The organism is Rugamonas sp. FW305-51, from assembly GCF_058786935.1.
Map to the genome: position 1 here is coordinate 191388 of NZ_JBYSZG010000004.1, position 20772 is coordinate 212159.

A 20772-nucleotide genomic window follows, 5' to 3' on the forward strand; every position below is an offset into this window, starting at 1 on the left:
CCACAGTAAATAATGCGCGGGGAATATCGCGCGACGGTGGCATTCGAGTTGTCGGATCGGACTGAGCAAATACCTCCCGTCCTTCGGCGATGTACAGTTAAACACGGCCATCCCCACTTCATCCACTTCCGTGCGCCCGCAGCCGCTGCACGCTCCTATAATCGATCGGTCCCGTATTTGTAGCTGGAAAGGAACTGCAAGGCAAGCACATCGCGGTTTTAAAGACGGACGGCGTCGAGCAAGTGGAATACACCGGGCCGCGTCAATTCCTGGAGCTGCACGGTGCGGAGGTAACACTCGTGTCGCCCAAGGCCCAGGGTGAACAGGTCCAGGGCTTTCACTACATGGCGCAGGGAGACAAGTTCACCGTTGAAAAGAATGTGCGCGACGCCCAACCATCGGAATTCGATGCTTTGATTTTGCCTGGTGGCGTCGCCAATCCGGATCAGCTGCGCCTCAGCGCCGATGCCATTAATTTCATCCGTGAGTTCAACGCGGCGGATAAAACGATCGCGGCCATTTGCCATGGTCCCTGGACGCTGATCGATGCCGGTATCGCCCAAGCCCGCCACCTGACCAGCTGGCCCAGCCTGCAGCAAGATTTACGCAATGCCGGCGCCGAATGGGACGACTGCGAAGTGATCGTCGATAGCAGACTGATCACGAGCCGCAAGCCGGACGATATTCCGGCTTTTAACGATGCCCAGCTTCGGCAACTGCTGACGTCGCCGCACGTTGCTGCTACAGGTGTCTTATCTTGATACGAACACTTCCGGCGGCCCGGGTATGACGGGCAGAGATGCCCCATCATGCCGCTCCATGTACTTGAACCAGTGTCGCAAGGTGCGCACTCGACAGAGCGATCCACGACAAACTGCCTAGCCCGAGACTGCGATCAGATAGAGGCGAGCGCCAGGCAAAACTGGACACCGCCAGTCACTTACCCCTTGCACGCACTACACCCCATCCGATCGCTTGCGGCGTTAAGCTGCTTGGCGGCGACGCGCGGTCCAACCCAGCATGCCCAAGCCGGCCAGCAACATGGCCCAGGTTTCAGGTTCTGGGACCGGCGTCAGCAAATAGGTCAGGGATTGCTGCTGCGTCGTATCCCAACCAGCTATTAGGATTTGTCCCGACGCATTGACATCAAGGTTATAGTCAAAACTCACACCCCGATAAAGCTCGGGCGAGACAAGCAGGTTGCCGAGGTTGAAGTATTGACCGTTGATGGAGATGTTAGGATTGGGCGTCGGGTTGTCACTCATCAGCGTCACGCCGCTGGCGCTACGGCCACTCACTTGTGCAGCAGTTGCTAGCACCGTCATTTGGTCGTTCTGATAAACCATGCCAAAGTTGTTACCGCCCATCCAGTCGAAACTCACCGAACCGACAATGGAGCCGTCATGGCCAAATTTAAGGTTGTCCAGCCCCACGACAGTGCCCCAATCGGGGGCGACATTGCCTGCATGCCATTTTGCGGTCAGGTCTGTCATGGTACCGTTGACATAGAGGAAGGCGTGCTGGTCACCAGAAGCCGTCGTCGAATAGCCAAGGATATCGCCGTGCAGATTCACATTTGTTGCCACACTGTAGGAGCCGCCCAAGGTACCAAGATCTTTCATGCCGCCCGTCGCGGTGTAGCTGAAGGCGTGCTTTGCGCCACTGCTTAAGTCGGCCTGTCCAACCACCATGCCGCTGTCGTTGATCGCATAGGCCTTGCTGCCGCGCCCGCCCAGCGTGCCCAGATCGCTCATCGCTCCGTTTCCATACAAGAAAGCGTGATCGTTCGCGCCTGTAGCCGAGATACCGACAATTTGATCCAGATTGTTTATACCCAGTACCCGCGAGTAGGAACCGCCTAGAGTGCCGATGCTGACGTTGCTGCTGCCGTTATAGAACCGGCCTGCCGCGAATCCCGGGCCGGCATCCCAGGCATTGCTGGCCACGTGGCCGGCATCGTTCAACACCACTCCACCGGTGAGTTCAGTCCCGACAACGGAGACATTGTATCGGGGTGTCGCCGCAAGCGCAGATGTGGAACAGGCCGCTGCCAGTACAGCGCCCACGAATAGTCTTTGCATATACATCCTTTCGGTTCGAAAGTTAATGTTAATTAAATGGAATTCATATAATACAATATTAATAATTGTAAATTATTGTTTTTTTGTTTATTTTAATCGGAATATCTGTTGTGAAAACGGATATATCTGCCTCGTTGCCCCGACGGGAGTTGGCGTTTCTTCGCCAGCGCGGCTGGTGTTGCGTTACTTGGTATCGGGCAGTAAATTTACACTTGGAGGGAATGCCCGCTCACCCTGTGCAACGCTGCCTGATGTGCGAGTGCTGCCCTTCGGCTTGCGATCTATGATCCTTGCCACACTTGGGTATTGGGTGTGGCAAGAAGACAAATCGACAGAAGTGATATTGATTGTTGGAATAATGTTTAGGGGAAATTTTGCGGGCGCTGCGCGCGGCGCCTCCGGCGCGCCACCGCCACGCGGTGGCAATTGGGCGATTCGGAGCGGGCTGGGCGAATACGCCCAGCCCTTCGAATCCCCCGCGCAAGGCCCGCAGGGGCCTTGCTTCTCTCCACCAGGAACACAAATGCAAAAAGGCCACCCGAGGGTGGCCTTTTTGCATTTGTGTTCCTGGCGGAGAGAGGGGGATTCGAACCCCCGATAGGCTATGAACCTATACACGCTTTCCAGGCGTGCGACTTCAACCACTCATCCATCTCTCCTGCTTTTCCCTTTTCGGGAAGCGGCAAATTATAGCAAAGATTCTGGAGAGTACCAATATTATTTGCAATCAACTCACCACCGCGGACACCCGATTCCCACCGGATGCCCGCCCCATCCTTTTAGGACGCTTCTTTCAACTGCTCCAGGATCGCCGGATTTTCCAGCGTGGACACGTCCTGGGTAATCGTCTCGCCCTTGGCCAGCACGCGCAACAGACGACGCATGATCTTGCCCGAACGCGTCTTCGGCAGGTTGTCGCCGAAACGGATCTCTTTCGGCTTGGCGATCGGTCCAATCTCCTTGCCTACCCAGTTGCGCAACTCCAGCGCCAGCCGCTTGGCTTCGTCGCCAGTCGGACGCGCCTGCTTGAGCACGACGAAGGCGCAAATCGATTCGCCCGTCGTGTCGTCCGGCTTGCCCACCACGGCCGCCTCAGCCACCAGCGGATTGGCCACCAGCGCCGATTCGATCTCCATCGTGCCCATGCGGTGACCCGACACGTTCAGCACGTCATCGATGCGGCCGGTGATGGTGAAGTAGCCCGTTTCCTTGTTGCGGATCGCGCCGTCGCCTGCCAGGTACATCTTGCCGCCCAGCTCTTCCGGGAAGTAGCCGGACTTGAAGCGCTCCGGATTGCCCCAGATGGTGCGTATCATCGATGGCCATGGACGCTTGACGACCAGGATGCCGCCCTGCCCGTTCGGTACGTCATGCCCCGCTTCGTCGACGATGGCGGCCATGATGCCCGGCAGCGGCAGCGTGCACGAACCCGGCACCATCGGCGTGGCGCCCGGCAACGGGGTGATCATGTGACCGCCCGTTTCCGTCTGCCAGAAGGTGTCGACGATAGGGCACTTTTCGCCGCCCACATTCTTGTAGTACCACATCCACGCTTCTGGATTGATGGGCTCGCCCACCGTGCCCAGCAAACGCAGCGTGGACAGGTCGAAGTTTTGCGGATGCACTTTCGGGTCCACGTCGGATGCCTTGATCAGCGAACGGATCGCCGTCGGCGCCGTGTAGAAGATGCTGACCTTGTGCTTGGCGATGGTGTCCCAGAACCGGCCCGCGTTCGGGTAGGTGGGGATGCCTTCGAACACGACTTGGGTCGCGCCCACTGCCAGCGGACCGTAGGCGATGTAGCTGTGGCCGGTCACCCAGCCGATGTCGGCCGTGCACCAGAACACGTCGGCCGGCTTGATGTCGAAGGTCCACTTCATCGTCAGCGCGGCCCACAACAGGTAGCCGCCGCTCGAGTGCTGCACGCCTTTCGGGGTGCCCGTCGAACCGGACGTGTAGAGGATGAACAGGGGATGCTCGGCGCTCACCCATTCCGGCTCGCATTGGGCCGGCTGGTTGTCGACCAGGTCGCTCAGCCACATGTCGCGGCCGGCCACCATATTGATGTTGCCGCCGGTGCGCTTGTAGACGATCACGTCGCGCACGGTTTCGCAGCCGCCCAGTGCCAGCGCTTCGTCGACGATGGCTTTCAGCGGCAGTTGCTTGCCGCCGCGCAGTTGCTCGTCACCGGTGATCACGGCCACGGCGCCGGCGTCGATGATGCGCTCCTGCAGCGACTTGGCCGAGAAGCCGCCGAACACGACGGAGTGGGTGGCGCCGATGCGGGCGCACGCTTGCATGGCGGCCACGCCTTCCACCGACATCGACATGTAGATGATGACGCGGTCGCCTTTCTTGATGCCGCGCGATTTCAGGCCGTTGGCGAACTTGCACACTTTTTCGTGCAGCTGGCGATAGCTGACCGGGGTGCTGGTGCCGTCGTCCGCTTCAAAGATGATGGCGGTCTTGTCGGCGTTGCCGTTTTCCAGGTTGCGGTCCAGGCAGTTGTACGACACGTTCAGATGGCCGTCTTCGAACCACTTGTAGAACGGCGCTTCGTCTTCGTTCAGGACCTGGGTGAACGGCTTTTGCCACACGAGGTTTTCGCGGGCCAGGCGGCCCCAGAAACCTTCGTAGTCGGCCGCCGCTTCGGCGCACAGTGCCTCGTAGGCGGCCATGCCCGATACTGCGGCCTGGTCTGCAAACGCCGCCGGCGGTGCGAAGACGCGGGATTCTTGTGGGCCCTGTTGCTGGGCGCTTTGTGCTTGGTTTGCGGTGCTGGTCATGCTGATCTCCAGTGTAGTAATCGTTTGATAACAACATTAAACTTGATCGCTTACTGAGCCCTTACAGGCATTCCCCGGCGGAGGATTTAATGTCAGTTCCCGTTGCAATCACGCCTGTTGTGCCATTTTACCAATCTTTTAATTCGGGCATTCATTGCGCATCAGCTCGCCGTGCGGATGCGATTGCCGATAAGCACGTGTAAAATGTCGGCAGTCCTCACCTGCCCACTAGCATACCGGAGTCCTGCCCCGATGACTTATCCGCCTTTCCGACAGCCTGCGCCGCGCCTGCGGCCGCTGTCCGCGTGGTCGTCGTGCGCGCCGTCGTTGCCGCCGGGCCGCTGCCCAGATTTCCGCATCACTCATCGTTCCTTTCGAATCTAACCACGCGAGATCACCATGACCATCATCAAGCAAGAAGACCTGATCGACTCCGTCGCCGCCGCGCTGCAGTACATCAGCTACTACCATCCGGCCGACTACATCGAGCACCTGGCGCGCGCCTACGAGGCTGAACAGAGCCCGGCCGCCAAGGATGCCATCGCGCAGATCCTGACCAACTCGCGCATGTGCGCGGAAGGCAAGCGTCCGATCTGCCAGGATACCGGCATCGTCAACGTGTTCCTGAAGATCGGCATGGGCGTGCGCTTCGAGGGCTTCTCCGGCACCGTCACCGACGCCGTCAACGAGGGCGTGCGCCGCGCCTACAACTACGCCGACAACAAGCTGCGCGCCTCCATCGTGGCCGATCCGCAGTTCGACCGCAAGAACACCAAGGACAACACGCCAGCCGTGGTGCACATGGAACTGGTCGAGGGCAATACGGTCGACGTGAAAGTGGCGGCCAAGGGCGGCGGCTCGGAAAACAAGTCGAAGATGATCATGATGAATCCTTCCGATTCGCTGGTGGACTGGGTCATGAAGACGGTGCCCACCATGGGCGCGGGCTGGTGCCCGCCCGGCATGCTGGGCATCGGCATCGGCGGCACGGCCGAGAAGGCCATGCTGATGGCCAAGGAAGTGCTGATGGAAGACATCGACATGTACGAGCTCAAACAGCGCGGCCCCAAGAACAAGCTGGAAGAGCTGCGTATCGAGCTGTGCGACAAGATCAACTCGCTGGGCATCGGCGCCCAGGGCCTGGGCGGCCTGACCACGGTGCTGGACGTGAAGATCATGATGCACCCGACCCATGCCGCTTCCAAGCCAGTGGCCATGATCCCGAACTGCGCCGCCACCCGCCACGGCCACTTCGTGCTCGACGGTTCCGGCCCGGCCTATATGACGCCGCCACCGCTGTCGACCTGGCCTGAAGTGCACTGGACCCCGGACACGGAAAAATCCAAGCGCATCGACCTGGACACGCTGACCAAGGAAGAAGTGGCGTCGTGGAAGCCGGGCCAGACCCTGCTGTTGAACGGCAAGATGCTGACCGGCCGCGATGCCGCGCACAAGCGCATCCAGGACATGCTGGCCAAGGGCGAGTCGCTGCCGGTGGACTTCAAGAACCGCGTGATCTACTACGTCGGTCCGGTCGATCCCGTGCGCGACGAGGCAGTCGGTCCGGCCGGCCCCACCACGGCGACCCGCATGGACGGCTTCACCGAGATGATGCTGGAGAAGACGGGCCTGATCGCCATGATCGGCAAGGCCGAGCGCGGCCCGGTCGCCATCGAGGCGATCCAGAAGCACAAGTCCGCTTACCTGATGGCCGTGGGCGGCGCTGCCTACCTGGTGTCGAAGGCGATCAAGAGCGCCAAGGTGCTGGGCTTTGCGGACATGGGCATGGAAGCGATCTATGAGTTCGAGGTGGTCGACATGCCCGTCACCGTGGCCGTCGATGCGGCCGGCACGTCGGTCCACAACACCGGTCCAAAAGAGTGGCAGGCCAAGATCGAGCAGCTGAGCAGCGTGGGCCAGATCCCCGTCACCGTCGCTTAAGCCGTTCCCGTGCCGCCCCGCTGCGTTTGCGCTGCGGGGCGGTTGCCGTTTACGATACGCTCATGAATCCTATCCCAGCTATTTCCACCGCCCCGGACGCGCCCATCGGCGTGTTCGATTCCGGCGTGGGCGGCCTGTCCGTGCTGCGCCACATCCGCGCCCAGCTGCCGCACGAGCACCTGGTCTATTTTGCCGACACTGGCTTTGCGCCCTACGGCGACAAGCCGGAAGCCGTGGTCACGGCGCGCGCCCTGGCCGTCACGGACTTCCTCGTCACGCAGGGCGTCAAGGGACTGGTGGTGGCGTGCAACACGGCCACCGTGGCTGCCATCAAGGCCATCCGTGCCCGCTATCCGACGCTGCCCGTGGTGGGCGTGGAGCCGGGCTTGAAGCCGGCCGTCGCGGCCAGCCACAACGGCAAGATCGGCGTACTGGCCACCGACCGCACGCTGTCTGGCGAAAAATTCCTCCAGCTGCGCGCGCAGATCAGCGGCGCCAGCGGGGCCGAGTTCCTGCTGCAGCCGTGCATCGGCCTGGCCGACCAGATCAACCTGGGCGAGCTCGACACGCCGGCCACGCAAGCCATGCTGCAACGCTACGTGGCGCCCCTGATCGCGCAGGGCGTCGATACGCTGGTGCTGGGCTGCACCCACTATGTGTTCGTCCAGCCCGGCATCGAACAGGTGGTGGAGCGCACCAGCGCCCATCCTGTGGCTATCATCGACACGGGCGACGCCGTGGCGCGCCAGATCGCCCGCCTGCTGCAGGCGGCCGGACTGGAACGGGCGCCGGCAATGGCGGCGGACAATCCCGGCATGGCGCCGGATCACGTCGATACGACGCCGCTTGACGCCGGTGTGAGGCAGGATGACGTCGCGCCGACACAGACTGATGCCGGCGCGGCAGCCGCGCCGGCCCTGTCGCCGGCGCGGCTGCAAGGCTACACAAGTGCCAGCGCGGCTGAGCTGGCGGCGGCGTTTTCCAACCTGCTGGGCCTCGCCCCGCCGGTGGCGAGCGTGACCATTTAGACATGGCCTTGCCGTGGTCGGCGCCCGGCCGTAACAATCTGTGCATTTAGATTTGCACGTTTCAAAACTGGCTTGTATAATTCGGCACCTGTCTCGCAAACACCGAGACAAACGTAGTAACCAGTGGTGGCTGTAGCTCAGTTGGTAGAGTCCAGGATTGTGATTCCTGTTGTCGTGGGTTCGAGCCCCATCAGCCACCCCAAAGAATGCGCAGCAAACGAAAAGCCACAAGTTCACGCTTGTGGCTTTTTGTCTTTTCAGCGCAGCCATCAGGCCCGACCATCCCGACAGCCGGGGCGGCCAGAAAATATGGGGCCTCGTTGCCCGATGGAACTAGATTAACGCTACAATGCTGTGTCGCCCTGCACTGCCGTGCAAGGCACCGAACAGCAGTAAACGGGCCGAACCGCCGCCCCTGAATTCCCATAACACTGAACAGGAATGCCCCGCCGTCACAGGTCGGAGGCGCATGAGCATATGTCTGAAGAAATCTCCAACAACGAAGTCACCACCTATGGCAAGGACACGCCCGTGGGCCGGCCCGATATCGATGGCCGCGCCGGCGTGTTCGTCCCCACCAGTTCTTTTGACCTGAGCACCACCACCACCATCCGCAAGGGCGCCGGTGTGGTGGGCTTCGGCAACCCGGACGGTTCGCTGACCGTGTATTTCGAAGCCAACCGCTTCGACGACAGCAGTCTGCACAAATGGGAAAACAAGGCCCGCAAGGCCTATGACCGCATGGTCATGAATGCCCCCACCGTCTCCAAGGCCAAGCTCGACGCCCGCATGCTGGAACAGGTCGGCACCATCGACGGCATGGGTATCCACCTCAAGCATCCTGAACGACTGCAGCAATGGCTGGAACTGTCCGGCGCCCTGGATACGGCGCCGGCCGATGCGGTCGTTCTGTGGCGCAATAAGTAATTCCAGGCCACGAGCCATCGTCCTACAGGTGGGCGGACGATAGGCCGATGGGCGCCGCGGCGGTCCGGGACTAGACTGGATGCATGAACATTTCGCATCACATCCCATTCCACGTTCCGGAGGCGACCTTGGCGCATATGCGTCATTTTGCCTGGGGAACGTTGCTGCTTGGTCTGGCCGGCACGTCAGCCTATCTGCTCTGCTCGGATATGGCGATGCTGGACCAAGGCACGCTGTACATGCTGCCCTGACATTTACTGCCCGCCAGAACAGCCAAGCCCGCCGCACCGGTATGGTGTCGCGGGCTTGCGCTTTTGGGTCACGCCGTTCGTCAGCGGTGGCGGTAATAGCCTCGGCCGCCCCAGCGGTGGCCACAGCACCAGTTGCCGAACATGAAGTCCAAGCCTATCGTCACCGGCGGATAATAGTACGACGGCGCGGCATAGACGGGCGCCGCGTAGACGGGTTGCTGCACATACACGGGCGCGGGCGCATACACCGGCTCGCTGCTGTATTCCACGCGCGACGCGCCGACCGGCTCCGCCGATACCGTATGCCACTGATAGGGATCAACCGGCGCACGACTGCCATAGTACGCGGGGGCCGGCGGAGCCACCACGCAACCGCCCAGGGCCACCAGGGACAGCGCTGCCAAGATAGTTTTCATCGCAAATTCCTCCTTCTCGTACTATAGGGAAAATTGCGGCCCCCTGCCACGGATTTACAGCTTGTTACACCCGTAGGGAAAGCGGAAAAATAGGCCATCCATAAAAAAAAACCGGCGCCAGGCCGGTTTCTTTCATGGGTGCGACAGGCGCCGGTTCAGTCCAGCTTCCAGGCGTAATCGACCTTGGTCCAGGTCTCGGCCGGTGCGCCATCCTTGGTGCCGGGCTTGAACTTGCAGGCGCTCAGCGCCTTGATGGCGGCCTTGTCCAGGTTCTTGAAACCGCTCGACTTTTCCACTTTGGAGTCGGCCACCGTACCGTCGGCCTTAACCAGGAACATCATCGATACCGTACCCTGCTCTTCGTTCATCAGCGAAGCCTTCGGATATTCGGCCTTGCAGTTCTTGGCGTCAAAGCTGGCAGGCACTTCGCCTGCGTACGCCACCGCTGTGCCCGACATCAGCACTGCAGCAAAAACACTCAACCAACGCTTATTTGTAGACATCTGATTTCCCCAAGTGTTTGATTCTGGATCAAGTTCCCGGCGCCGTGCGCCGCGTGCGTGGTATTACAGTTTCCAGTCGTAATCGACCTTGGTCCAGGTCTGGGCGATGGCGCCATCCTTGGTCCCCGGCTTGAACTTGCAGGCGCTGATGGCCTTGATGGCGGCCTTGTCCAGGTTCTTGTAGCCGCTCGATTTTTCGATCTTCGAATCGACCACAGTACCATCGGCTGCCACCAGGAATGCCATCGAAACGTTGCCCTGTTCTTCGTTCATCAGGGAGGCTTTCGGATATTCGGCGCGGCAGTTCTTGGCGTCGAACGAGGCTGGCACTTCGCCCGCGAAGGCGGCGGCGCTGACGCCGGACAGGAGGATGGCTGCGATAATGCTGGTCGAAATTTTCTTCATGTTTACGATAATCCCACTACGTTATTATTAAAGACTATTATTGAAATCGGTCAGACACGCGGACGGCCAGGCCATCCGCGCGGTACACCTGAAACCAGGACTACTTAAAACTCTTCCCACTCATCGGCTGCCTGGGCGGCGGCGACGGCTTTCCTGGGTTTGGCAACGGGCGCGGCGGCGATCTTGCGCACCGGCGCGGCCGGACGGCTCACGGGAGCCGGCTTCTTGACGGCCACCGGCGGCGCATAGGACACGGGCGCCACGCGCTCTTCACCTTCCACCAGCTTGAAGATGCTGACCACGCGCGCCAGCTCGGCGGCCTGGTCCTGCAGGCTCTGGGCGGCGGCGGCCGCCTCTTCCACCAGCGCGGCGTTCTGCTGGGTCATGCTGTCCATCTCGATGATGGAGTGGTTGACCTGCTCGATGCCGGCGCTCTGTTCCTGGCTGGCGTTGGCGATCTCGCTCATGATGTCCGTCACGCGGCGCACGGAGGCCACCACTTCGTCCATCGTCACGCCGGCCTGGCCCACCAGCTTGGTGCCGGCGCCCACTTTTTCCACCGAATCATCGATCAGCAGCTTGATTTCCTTGGCGGCACCAGCGGAACGCTGGGCCAGGTTGCGCACTTCCGAGGCCACCACGGCAAAGCCGCGGCCCTGTTCGCCGGCGCGGGCCGCTTCCACGGCCGCGTTCAGGGCCAGGATGTTGGTCTGGAAGGCAATGCCGTCGATCACGCCGATGATGTCCACGATCTTCTTGGCCGAGGCGTCGATCGAGCTCATGGTGTCGACCACTTGCGACACCACGGCGCCGCCCTTGATGGCCACGTCGGACGCGGTGGCGGCCAGCTGGTTCGCTTCACGGGCATTGTCCGCGTTCTGTTTCACGGTCGAGGTCAGCTCTTCCATGGCCGAAGCCGTTTTTTCCAGCGAGCTGGCCTGCATTTCCGTACGCGACGACAGGTCGATGTTGCCGGCGGCGATTTCGCGCGAAGCGGTGCCGATGGTTTCCGTACCGGTGCGGACCTGGCCCACGATGTCGACCAGGCTGTCGCGCATTTCCTTCATCTCGGCCAGCAGGCTGTCCTGGTCGCGGTGGTCGGTGTCGATCATGACGGACAGGTCGCCCTTGGCGATGCTGCCGGCGATGCTGGCCGTGTAGTCGGGTTCGCCGCCCAGCTGCTTGAGCAGGCCGCGGGTGATGACGACGGCGGCCAGCACGCTGATGGCCACGGCCAGGGCGCCGAGCACGATCATGAAGGTGCGGGCGCTGGCGAAGCCATTGGCGGCGTCCGCCTGCACCTGGGTGTTCAGTTTGTCTTCGAGCGTGGACAACTGGTCAAGAGCGGCCATCCACTTCTTCTGCACGGGACGGATTTCCTTGATCATGACCTTGGTGGCATCTTCGGCCTTGTTGGCCACCCACAGCTCGGAAGCCTTGGCGATGGCGGGCAAGGCGGCCGCTTCGTATTCCTTGATCTGGCCCAGCAGGGCTTTTTCTTCCGGCGTCGCTTCCAGGGCGAACTGGGCGGTCAGCTTCTTCTCCGCTTCGCCGTATTTGGCAGCCTGGTCCTTGATGCGGTTCATTTCCGGCTCCAGGTCCGAACCTTCCGGCATCAGGGTCAGGATGCGCAGCGAAGTGATGCGGTCGCTGACGTTGGCACGCATGTCGATCACCAGGCGGGTAACGACGTTATTGACGCCGACCACGTGGTCCAGGCGGTCCTGGATCTGGGCCATGCGGCCGATGCCGACGGCAGTCACCGCCACCAGGAACAGCAGTACCAGTGCGAACCCGAGACCCAGTCGCGTTCCAACCTTCATTTTTGCTAAATTCATTTCGTCTCTTCGTAAGTGACACTATTGATAAGAATTTGCCCTGGAGGCTAAGCGTTGTACGCAAAGCAATCCACCTGGCCCTTGCTGCTAAGGTGTGCGACAGTAGCAAACAATGACTGCGAATGCAAAATGAGCGGCTCCACCAGCCGCCTGCATCATTTTTTGAAGCGCAATATACAAACGGAGTTCGGTGGATTTGTGTGTATATTCAGGAATTATAGATGTGAATTTTGCTTCAAAGCAAGCAAAAACTGCCTCAATTTTACGCAAGCGAACTTTCTGCGCGGAAATTGAGGCAGCACCGACAATTGCATGGCAAAAGCCGGGTTATTGTGTGGAATGGCGCAGCCGGGCGGCTGCTTCCAACAATAAACGGGGGTCGGCGGCGGCCAGCTTTTTCGAGTCCGACAGGGTCTGGCGGAAGCCCTTGGCGCCGGGCAAACCCTGCATCAAACCGAGCATGTGGCGGGTGATGGAATTGAGCTTGAGGCCGCGCCCGCCCTCCTGTTTCAGCTGGGCTTCGATGTAGGGCACCATGGCCGCCAGCACCTGCTTGCGCGTGGGGCGCTCGGCCGTGTCGCCGTAGTAGCGCTGGTCGAAACCGGCCATCATGAACGGGTTGTGGTAAGCCTCGCGGCCCAGCATCACGCCGTCCACGTGCTGCAAATGCTGGTCGATCTCGGCCTCGGTCTTGATGCCGCCGTTGATGAGGATCTCGAAGTCGGGGAAGTCGCGCTTGAGCTGGTAGGCGAATTCGTACTTGAGCGGCGGCACTTCCCGGTTTTCCTTGGGCGACAGGCCCTTGAGGATGGCGTTGCGGGCGTGGACGATGAAGGTGCGGCAGCCGGCGTCGGCCACCGTGCCCACGAAGTCGCGCACGAAGTCGTAGCTCTCCGACTGGTCGATGCCGATCCGGTGCTTGACGGTCACGTCGATGGTGACGGCGTCGCGCATGGCCTTGACGCAGTCGGCCACCAGCTGCGGTTCGGCCATCAGGCAGGCGCCGAATGCGCCCTTCTGCACCCGCTCGGACGGGCAGCCGCAGTTGAGGTTGATTTCATCGTAGCCCCAGTCCTGGCCCTTCTTGGCGCTCACGGCCAGGTCGGCCGGGTCGCTGCCGCCCAGCTGCAGGGCCACCGGATGCTCTTCCTCGCTGAAACGCAGGTGGCGCTCCACGTCGCCATACACCAGCGCGCCCGTGGTCACCATTTCCGTGTACAGCCAGGTGTGGCGCGTGATCTGGCGGTGGAACACGCGGCAGTGGCGGTCGGTCCAGTCCATCATCGGGGCTACGCTGATCCTGCGACCGCCATCAACGCTGGCTTTTGCTGGCTTTCCCTCTATGGCGATGCTTTTCTCGGTCATGCTATGTATCACTGTATATAATGTTTAATCACTCAAATTCACAACGCAGTGCTACAGGATTGCTACGAAATGGCATCGGTAATTAAGATCGGAAATCAATGGCGGGCACAGGTGAGGCGCAAGGGCTTCCCGGCCGAAACTCGTACATTCTCTACGAAGGGCCAGGCCACGGCATGGGCGGCGACAACGGAAGCGAACATGATGGCGCTAAAGCACCAGGACGTGCGCATCATATCAAAAAAGACGGTTGCCGACTTAATCGACAAGTATACAGAGGAGATCGGGGCCGTTAAGCCGTTCGGGAAGAATAAGAAAGCCGTACTGGCAGCGCTACGCGTCCAGTTGGGCGAAACACTGCTACCGGATCTGACCGTCGAGCGGCTGACGCAGCACCTGCAGGCTAGGCAGAAGGCCGGCGCAGGAGGCGTGACAATCGCGATTGACCTGACGTACCTGGGCAGCGTGCTCAAGGCGGCAAAGAATCTCTGGCGCCTTCCGGTCGATCCGACTGTGACTGCAGCCGCCCGAGACAACATGCGCTACCTCGGCCTGTCACCAAAGTCCACGGAGCGTGACCGCCGCCCGACTTCCGACGAGCTGGACCGGCTCAAGGCGCATTTCAACGCGATCAAACGCCAGAAAGTGCCCATGGCGGACATAATCGACTTTGCCGTGGCAACGGCCATGCGGCTTGGAGAAATTATTCGATTGCAGTGGGACGATCTCAACGAAGAGCACCGCACGATCATTATCCGGGACCGCAAGCATCCCACCGAGAAGATGGGCAATGATCAGGAAGTCCCACTCCTTGGCACAGCCTTCGACATCGCGAAGCGGCAGCCACGCAAGGACAATGAGCGGCGCATCTTTCCAGTTACTGAGGGAACAGTTAGCTCGATATTCCCGCGCGCCTGCAATAAGCTCGGCATTGCGGGTTTGCGCTTCCACGATTTGCGCCACGAGGGTGTGTCACGATTGTTCGAGCAACGCTACTCCATAGAAGAGGTAGCCCTCGTGTCAGGCCATCGCGACTGGAAAATGCTTTCGCGATACTTGCATCTACGTGCTAGGGACCTTCATCGCCCCACTTAGCCGAGCTGAGTCCGAAAATCTAATCGTTGTAATCTGGCTCGAACTGATTGCGGGTATTACGCTCAGCCTCATCTACGGCCGACTCCACATCGGCCTCGGTATAGAGCCCATAGAACTCGGACGGTTCGAGTCGCGTAGTTGCAGTAAACATATTTCCCATATTGCATGCTGCAAGCTTTGAATACCCCGCGATGCGAAGTCCGCACGCGACACATTCGAAACTTGAAGGCAATTGCCCCTGTTTCTGCTCAATCCCATCCTCATCCGCTCGAGTTGTGACAGGACCAGTCGGCGTTCCGAATATCAAGGCATCGCAGGCACATGCTGGACAACTTACTCGATGACCAGTGTGCCTAGACGCCCAAACGCTCGCCCGTTGAATGAGCAGCTCTTTGTCGGAGGCAATTTTATCCCCCCAAACTCTCTTGTACGCGGAGATATCTGAACTAACGCTATGCGCGGCTTGATCCGAAAGAGAATCAATGAGTCCGCGGATATGCTCTACCTCCGCAAAAAGGTCAGCAAGTTGCTTGCCAACACAAGTGAGGAAGACTTCGGCAGCATGATAAAACTTCGGCAACCATGCGGACGATCCGTATCCAGCAAAAGCGAACTCACCAGTGTGTAGCTCGGAATTTCGCTTATCGAAGTGTGAAGCGCAAAAATTAACGACCTCCGACGTAACGCGGGAATCAAATTCACTAAGTCGCGCGAGTACTTCCTTAATTCCGATCGAGCTTGGATTAAAGCGTTTTGCCGTTGTATTCTTTCCTAAAGCAAACGAAATATTTCGCCAGTTCTTTTCATCAGCTAATAGAACCGGCGAAATGTTCGATAGAGCAGCTCGAGCAAGTAGCTCAAGTAAGGCTGCCGACCAAAGTGGATACTCACTATCCCCGCCATCTGCGCCCGCCATCCTTTCGGAGTAAAGCTGCGCCTTGGCAAACAGTGCATCAACTGACCACACGTGCGCATCAACTTGAGATGCCATGAATATCCTCCAGGTAAATTCGCTCCACAATCCGCGTTCGGTCACGCAATGGAACCGAACTTCGTCCATGCAGGCTACGCCAATTATCGATAATCAAAGCCATTCCATCATCGTCTAGCACCACGGCGTCACGCGTGGCCACAAACGCATCCGACAACAATATATCGGCGCAAGCAATCGCATACGAATTCGCGGGCTGAATAAATATTGGGTCCCACCTTAGTGTGAATCCTTCACTTCGCGGTATCGCGAAGGGCAAAGCAGTCACAACCCGAGCGCTTCGAGGAAGAAATAGCGCGCGCTTTACAAGCGAATACGGCAATAAAGCCTCAACCCTCCGCACTCCGTGTATGTAAGTTTTTACCGATGCCGAACCAGCGCGCCCTCGCAGCAATAGATAGCGCGGCGGGATAAGCCAATGAGCCAGGTCGGTATGCGCCGGGTAATCACCAAACCCGAAATTTCCATGATATCGATTCCGACTTTCTGCCGATTGCTCCTTGGGCCTCAGAATATCAAGAGAACGATCCGGATATGCCTGATCTAATACATGCAAATTAAGCACCGTCCCAATTTTCGATGCAAACTCTAGGGTAGAAACAGTTCTATCCAATCCATAGCAGAATGCGTATCCAGTTTCTCGCAACGTTGTCAACTCGTCTAACGATAACATAGTCGTTTTTATATTCAGCTAATAACTCATTCACCCTGCACTGGCTTGAATTAAGGGCTGCGTCAGCCAGGACCACGAAAGCGCGACTTTTTCATTCTCTTGTGCAGTTTGGTGATAACAAGCGTTCCTCAAGAATCGGGGCAGGTTGTTGCAGTTCTCCTGCAGTAACTCAATATCCTCTTGCAAAAGGTTAAATTTCAACTCGGGAACTTCTACACTTGCGGCTCCCTTTGTGCCGATGCGAAACTGCATCGAATACTTACCATGCTTCCAAATCATCTGAGACCTCAAGTAGGCAACCATGTCTTGCACTGCCCCTGATGCAAAGAATTTTTCTGGCTCATACTGACCTAGATTAGTCAATCGCCTTCGGCTCTCTGCGTATTCCCGCGAATGCCTTCTATACTCTTCGGTATGGTCAGCCAAACGATTTCTAAGTTCGACATCCTTAAAATCGCTCGGCAATATCTTCATTGCAATCGCTTCGGTCTGATGGTAAACGGGCTGACTTTCCGCCCCGGGAATTATCACTTGCCCTTTTACCTCGATCACTTCATGCCACTTGAACGAAAAGGTGGCACCTGACTCGTGTTCGACGTGCACTTGCACGCTATCTACCAGAATATTTTGGTTAGACGTGATGGCGACCTTCACGTTAAGAACTGGCCCCAACTCGGTGAAACCAACCGTAACCTGTCGAGAAGGGACAATGGTCAGCTTCGGCCGGTCAAGATATGACCTAATGCCAGTAATTACAGGCGGAATCCATGCGGCGGCGCCGACGATTCCTGTAAGTAGTGCCCACTCGGTAGCATCCATAAAGGGAAAGAAGAGTTAGAACAATTGCTGATCATTCTACCTCCTTTCCCATCTGGAAAGATAAGGTGGTGAGTGCGCCAGTACAACGGGCGCTGTGCAGACATCTACACAGCGCAACTACTTAGAACAGACCGGCCGGTTCAGCAGCCCGATCCCAGCTGTAGATGATCAGCTCCTGACGGTTGACCGCCTTGCCACCACCGCCGACGGTGTACGAAATTCCAGTCGACTCCATCTGGAATCGTGCGAACACTCGCCTGATGTCTGGGTGATCGTTAAGGCTGAGGATAGCCTTTCCTTTCAGTCGCACCATCAGTTCCGCCATGCGTTCATACTCGGTCAACGGGAAATTCACGCCGTAGCCCTCCGTCTCCCAATATGGGGGGTCGAGATAAAATAGCGTGTGGGGCCGGTCATATCTCTCCATGCATTTGTACCAGTCCATGTTTTCGATGTACGCGCTGGCCAGCCGCAAATGCGCAGCTGACAAATTTTCCTCGATGCGCAGCAAGTTGACCGGCGGCGCCGTTGTTGCTGTGCCCCAGGTTTGCCCCTGCACCTTCCCGCCGAACGCCTGCTGCTGCAGGTAGAAGAAGCGGGCCGCACGCTGTATGTCGGTCAGCACGTGCGGTGGCGTCTCCTGCATCCACTTGAACACATCGCGGCTCGACAGCGCGTACTTGAACTGGCGGACGAACTCCTCCAGGTGATTTTTTACGACCCGGTATAGGTTTACCAGCTCGCCGTTGATGTCGTTTATTACCTCCACCTCAGCCGGCGGCCGCATGAAGAATAGTGCAGCCCCTCCCGCGAATACCTCGACGTAGCAAGTATGGGTTGGAAACTGCGGGATGAGACGATCGGCCAAGCGTCGTTTGCCGCCGATCCAGGGAATGATAGGTGTTGCCACAGAGTAAACCTTATTAGCTTTTTGTGCTAGACTTCTGCCGCCCTCCGGAGGGTGCAGAGCCTTGCTCGGTTCACTGCCAACTCAGTGGATTGAGGCCGGGGCATGCTGTTGACGCAGCTTGGCCCGGCGCTCTGTCTTTTTCATTGATAACGCCAAACAACTAAAGTCGATGCACATCTTCGTAGACGAATCCGGCACCTTCGTACACACAGACGAACTCAATTCATGGTCGACGATCGTGGCATTTGCCATCCCCGACCGCCAAATACCTAAGCTGGAGCAGCTCATCGCGAACCTGCGCGCGGAGGTTCGTGGCGGCGAGGAAGTGAAGCTCAAGCACCTTACAGAAGCCAGATACATCAGATTTCTCAGGGACCTGAGCCGCCTTGGCGGTCTCGCATTTGCTGCGGCCGGAGACGCAAGCCGCATGCCCCCTGATCTCGTCTCGCATCATCGGGAAATGCAATCCAAGTCAGTGGTGATGCACATCGACAAGATGCAACACCAATCGATGCGCGACAGCCTTACGAAGCTCAGTGAGACGATCTCCACAATGTCTCTACAGCTCTACACGCAAATGCAGCTGCAGCTAACTCTTTTCGACAAGCTGGTCCGCCGTAGCTCGATGTATTTCGCGCAGCATGATCCTGCCGCCCTTGAATTCTTTCGCTGGCGCCTAGATCAGAAGGACGTCAAGCAGTCCGAGTACGAGCGAGTTTTCGAACTTGTATTGGCGCCCGTTATGCAGTCGATGTCGATTACAGATCCATTCATCATGGTCAACGACGCGAAGTTTGATTACAGCTACTTCGCTCGATTTGATTTCCCGCCTGGCGAGCAACCGACCTACCTCTATACTGAATATGACATAGAGCCAGCGGACGGCTTCAATGCAAAGAAGCTTCTAACGGAGGACTTCGCGCTCGTCAACTCTGACGCCAGCCCCGGCGTTCAAGCTGCCGACCTACTTGCCTCTGGGATCAGAAAGCTGCTACGAGGAGGATTCACTAGGTCGCATGAAATTGCCCTACTCATCGGAGCCAACATGGTCACTGGCATGAAGGGCGAAAGCCTGATCAGTCTCCTATCCCTTGGAACGGCAGGAGTGGTTGACGCCGCCACGGCAAAGATAATTCGAACGATCGACACACAAGGGAAACCACTCCTGGGAGCCCGTTAAGCGCTTACACCGTTCGAATCAGCTTAGTGCAGACGTCTGCACATCACCTCAACACGGCTTGCTGCTGCAGGTAGAAGTCACGCACGCCCAAGGCTAACTCACGCCAGGCGCGGCAAGCGGTGGCGTTGTGAGCGTCGGCTTCCGCGACTTCAGCAAGCGGAATTCCGGCGGCGTCACGGTCAGACTCGGCGCCAGGTCCGGCAGGCTCACCTGACCAGGCGGCATTGTAGCTCCGCACGAAACCAACACTGACGCCAGGCTGCAGATCATCAGAAGGCGATACCAGTACAGGGACTTGTTTTTCAATTTCCTCTCCTTGGACATAAACGGTCTTGATTCGGTCGCGGTACTTGATCTCGGTGCGCACGACCACCTCGGCCTGCGCCTTGGCAATTGTGACGCCGCGCGCGGCCTGAGCCTGGACGTAGTCGATATGCTGCTGGCCAGCGACGCGCTCGCCGTGCAACATGCCCAGGACGTAAAGCACCGCAGCCGCCGCAACGGCCACAGCGTATTTCGCAAGCGGCGAGAGAACCAGATTCATTGCAATACCTCCAGCGTCAGCTTGTAATGCGCCAGACGGTCAGGCCACCCGATCGCATCACCGACCTTTTCGGTCTTCTTCCCGCGATTGACTATGTCGCACACGCCGTCGAAGTCGCCGGCATTCGCGTAGGCGCCGACGCCATTCCTCTTCCAGAACCAGGCCGCGCTGCGACATGCTCCTTCCGGTGTACGCAACCACGCTCCTACCTGGGCGCGATCGACGCCGAAGAATCGGCCACATGCCGCGTGATTGTTCTCGAACGTGAGACCGATGGCGCCGGCACCGCGATTGCGCCAACCGTCACCTGATGCTTCATCGCGATTCCCTTCCCGGTTCGCGTAGGCACGGTTGGCGATCCGGGTTGGCAGGCGCGCATATTCCTTTGCAATCGCCGGCGGAAAGAGCTTCGGCCAGACCTTGCCCAACGCCTCGGTGCTGTAGTTCAGGTTTTCCTCCAGCACCGTCAGCTGGGCAGATTCATGCGCTAACGTTGCCAGGAACGCGGCCTGATCCAACCTGGTGACGATCCCGAACTCCGCCATAGCGCCATTCAAGGCCGGCACAAAAAAGCCCGCGTTGGAGCGGGTCTTTGGCATGATGACTGCGAATTGGTCCGGCCTCACAGCATCTCCTTCACGTCCTTGACGATCTCGGCGAGATCCGCATCGCGACGCCGGTCGACATAGTTGAATAGCAGGCGCACAAAGGCCCAGCAAGGCAGGCCGCACGCGAACGCGACGCCAAGCATTGCGACCAGCCCGAACGGCTCATAGGCCCAGGCCTGCAAGGCCCAACGCATGATCACGTAGGCACCTCCGGCAAACGAACCCACGATGGTGCAGATGATGCCCACCGCCCACTCTTTGCTGCTGCGCGGCGGCGTTAGACACATCACCACCACAGCAGCCAGGCCGGCACCAATGGCCCCCGCACCAGCTGCGCCGCCCAGCACTTTCCAGCCGACCGCGCCGGCGGCCGCGCTGGTAATCGGTTCACTCATATCTCTCGCTTTCATAGTT

Annotated in this window: 20 protein-coding genes and 2 tRNA genes; 8 read left to right on the forward strand and 14 right to left on the reverse strand. The window is 58.9% G+C overall.

The window, feature by feature from the left end; all coding sequences use genetic code 11:
* The first annotated feature begins 164 nt into the window (after window positions 1-164).
* Window positions 165-761 carry a type 1 glutamine amidotransferase domain-containing protein gene (locus AC3WOS_RS04845; RefSeq protein WP_492714756.1) on the forward strand — a complete coding sequence of 199 codons (597 nt, stop codon included), beginning with the start codon at window positions 165-167 and terminating at the stop codon, window positions 759-761.
* Between the two features lie 222 nt (window positions 762-983).
* Here the strand turns inward: AC3WOS_RS04845 and AC3WOS_RS04850 are convergent, their stop codons facing one another.
* From AC3WOS_RS04850 to acs, 3 genes are all read right to left on the reverse strand, one after another.
* Window positions 984-1964: an FxDxF family PEP-CTERM protein gene (locus tag AC3WOS_RS04850; protein WP_492714712.1), complete on the reverse strand. Its 981-nt coding sequence runs from the start codon at window positions 1962-1964 to the stop codon at window positions 984-986.
* A 685-nt stretch (window positions 1965-2649) separates the two neighbouring features.
* A tRNA-Ser gene (locus AC3WOS_RS04855) sits at window positions 2650-2740 on the reverse strand.
* Between the two features lie 120 nt (window positions 2741-2860).
* Entirely contained in the window at window positions 2861-4867 is a 2007-nt protein-coding gene (gene acs, locus AC3WOS_RS04860; protein WP_492714713.1) for an acetate--CoA ligase, read from the reverse strand.
* A 399-nt stretch (window positions 4868-5266) separates the two neighbouring features.
* On the opposite strand from acs, the gene AC3WOS_RS04865 reads away from it, so the two are divergent.
* From AC3WOS_RS04865 to AC3WOS_RS04885, 5 genes are all read left to right on the forward strand, one after another.
* Window positions 5267-6808: a fumarate hydratase gene (locus AC3WOS_RS04865; protein ID WP_492714714.1), complete on the forward strand. Its 1542-nt coding sequence runs from the start codon at window positions 5267-5269 to the stop codon at window positions 6806-6808.
* A gap of 62 nt (window positions 6809-6870) precedes the next feature.
* Window positions 6871-7836 carry a glutamate racemase gene (gene murI, locus AC3WOS_RS04870; protein WP_492714715.1) on the forward strand — a complete coding sequence of 322 codons (966 nt, stop codon included), beginning with the start codon at window positions 6871-6873 and terminating at the stop codon, window positions 7834-7836.
* Window positions 7837-7962: 126 nt separating this feature from the next.
* Window positions 7963-8038, forward strand: a tRNA-His gene (locus tag AC3WOS_RS04875).
* Between the two features lie 275 nt (window positions 8039-8313).
* Entirely contained in the window at window positions 8314-8763 is a 450-nt protein-coding gene (locus AC3WOS_RS04880; protein WP_492714716.1) for a hypothetical protein, read from the forward strand.
* An 83-nt stretch (window positions 8764-8846) separates the two neighbouring features.
* Window positions 8847-9014 carry a hypothetical protein gene (locus AC3WOS_RS04885; protein ID WP_492714717.1) on the forward strand — a complete coding sequence of 56 codons (168 nt, stop codon included), beginning with the start codon at window positions 8847-8849 and terminating at the stop codon, window positions 9012-9014.
* A gap of 80 nt (window positions 9015-9094) precedes the next feature.
* Here AC3WOS_RS04885 and AC3WOS_RS04890 read toward each other — a convergent pair whose 3' ends face one another.
* The 5 genes from AC3WOS_RS04890 to dusA form a co-directional block, all read right to left on the reverse strand.
* Window positions 9095-9430, reverse strand: a complete 336-nt coding sequence (locus tag AC3WOS_RS04890; RefSeq protein ID WP_492714718.1) for a hypothetical protein — start codon at window positions 9428-9430, stop codon at window positions 9095-9097.
* A 155-nt stretch (window positions 9431-9585) separates the two neighbouring features.
* Window positions 9586-9888 carry an energy transducer TonB gene (locus tag AC3WOS_RS04895; RefSeq protein ID WP_492714719.1) on the reverse strand — a complete coding sequence of 101 codons (303 nt, stop codon included), beginning with the start codon at window positions 9886-9888 and terminating at the stop codon, window positions 9586-9588.
* Between the two features lie 108 nt (window positions 9889-9996).
* The gene (locus AC3WOS_RS04900; protein ID WP_492714720.1) at window positions 9997-10338 is read right to left on the reverse strand and encodes an energy transducer TonB; all 342 of its coding nucleotides are present in this window, start codon (window positions 10336-10338) and stop codon (window positions 9997-9999) included.
* Between the two features lie 104 nt (window positions 10339-10442).
* The gene (locus AC3WOS_RS04905) at window positions 10443-12176 is read right to left on the reverse strand and encodes a methyl-accepting chemotaxis protein (protein ID WP_492714721.1); all 1734 of its coding nucleotides are present in this window, start codon (window positions 12174-12176) and stop codon (window positions 10443-10445) included.
* A 327-nt stretch (window positions 12177-12503) separates the two neighbouring features.
* Window positions 12504-13541: a tRNA dihydrouridine(20/20a) synthase DusA gene (gene dusA, locus AC3WOS_RS04910; protein WP_492714722.1), complete on the reverse strand. Its 1038-nt coding sequence runs from the start codon at window positions 13539-13541 to the stop codon at window positions 12504-12506.
* Between the two features lie 69 nt (window positions 13542-13610).
* On the opposite strand from dusA, the gene AC3WOS_RS04915 reads away from it, so the two are divergent.
* Window positions 13611-14633, forward strand: coding sequence for a site-specific integrase (locus AC3WOS_RS04915; RefSeq protein WP_492714723.1), 1023 nt, complete (start codon window positions 13611-13613; stop codon window positions 14631-14633).
* A gap of 19 nt (window positions 14634-14652) precedes the next feature.
* Here the strand turns inward: AC3WOS_RS04915 and AC3WOS_RS04920 are convergent, their stop codons facing one another.
* The 3 genes from AC3WOS_RS04920 to AC3WOS_RS04930 form a co-directional block, all read right to left on the reverse strand.
* The gene (locus tag AC3WOS_RS04920; protein ID WP_492714724.1) at window positions 14653-15624 is read right to left on the reverse strand and encodes a hypothetical protein; all 972 of its coding nucleotides are present in this window, start codon (window positions 15622-15624) and stop codon (window positions 14653-14655) included.
* Between the two features lie 703 nt (window positions 15625-16327).
* Complete coding sequence (locus tag AC3WOS_RS04925) at window positions 16328-17116, reverse strand: hypothetical protein (RefSeq protein ID WP_492714725.1); 789 nt, start codon at window positions 17114-17116, stop codon at window positions 16328-16330.
* Window positions 17117-17237: 121 nt separating this feature from the next.
* Window positions 17238-18026: a DNA adenine methylase gene (locus AC3WOS_RS04930; protein ID WP_492714726.1), complete on the reverse strand. Its 789-nt coding sequence runs from the start codon at window positions 18024-18026 to the stop codon at window positions 17238-17240.
* Window positions 18027-18195: 169 nt separating this feature from the next.
* Here AC3WOS_RS04930 and AC3WOS_RS04935 point away from each other — a divergent pair, with 169 nt between their 5' ends.
* On the forward strand, window positions 18196-19206 hold the full coding sequence (locus AC3WOS_RS04935; protein ID WP_492714727.1) for a DUF3800 domain-containing protein: 1011 nt from the start codon (window positions 18196-18198) through the stop codon (window positions 19204-19206).
* Window positions 19207-19249: 43 nt separating this feature from the next.
* On the opposite strand, the gene AC3WOS_RS04940 is transcribed toward AC3WOS_RS04935, so the two are convergent.
* From AC3WOS_RS04940 to AC3WOS_RS04950, 3 genes are read right to left on the reverse strand one after another with little or no spacing between them, the layout of a single operon-like run.
* Window positions 19250-19750 (reverse strand): hypothetical protein, encoded by a 501-nt coding sequence (locus AC3WOS_RS04940; protein ID WP_492714728.1) that lies wholly within the window; start codon window positions 19748-19750, stop codon window positions 19250-19252.
* Entirely contained in the window at window positions 19747-20349 is a 603-nt protein-coding gene (locus AC3WOS_RS04945) for a glycoside hydrolase family 19 protein (RefSeq protein ID WP_492714729.1), read from the reverse strand. The genes AC3WOS_RS04940 and AC3WOS_RS04945 overlap by 4 nt, the downstream gene beginning before the upstream one ends.
* Before the next feature lie 23 nt (window positions 20350-20372).
* Window positions 20373-20753: a hypothetical protein gene (locus tag AC3WOS_RS04950; RefSeq protein WP_492714730.1), complete on the reverse strand. Its 381-nt coding sequence runs from the start codon at window positions 20751-20753 to the stop codon at window positions 20373-20375.
* Window positions 20754-20772 lie beyond the last annotated feature (19 nt).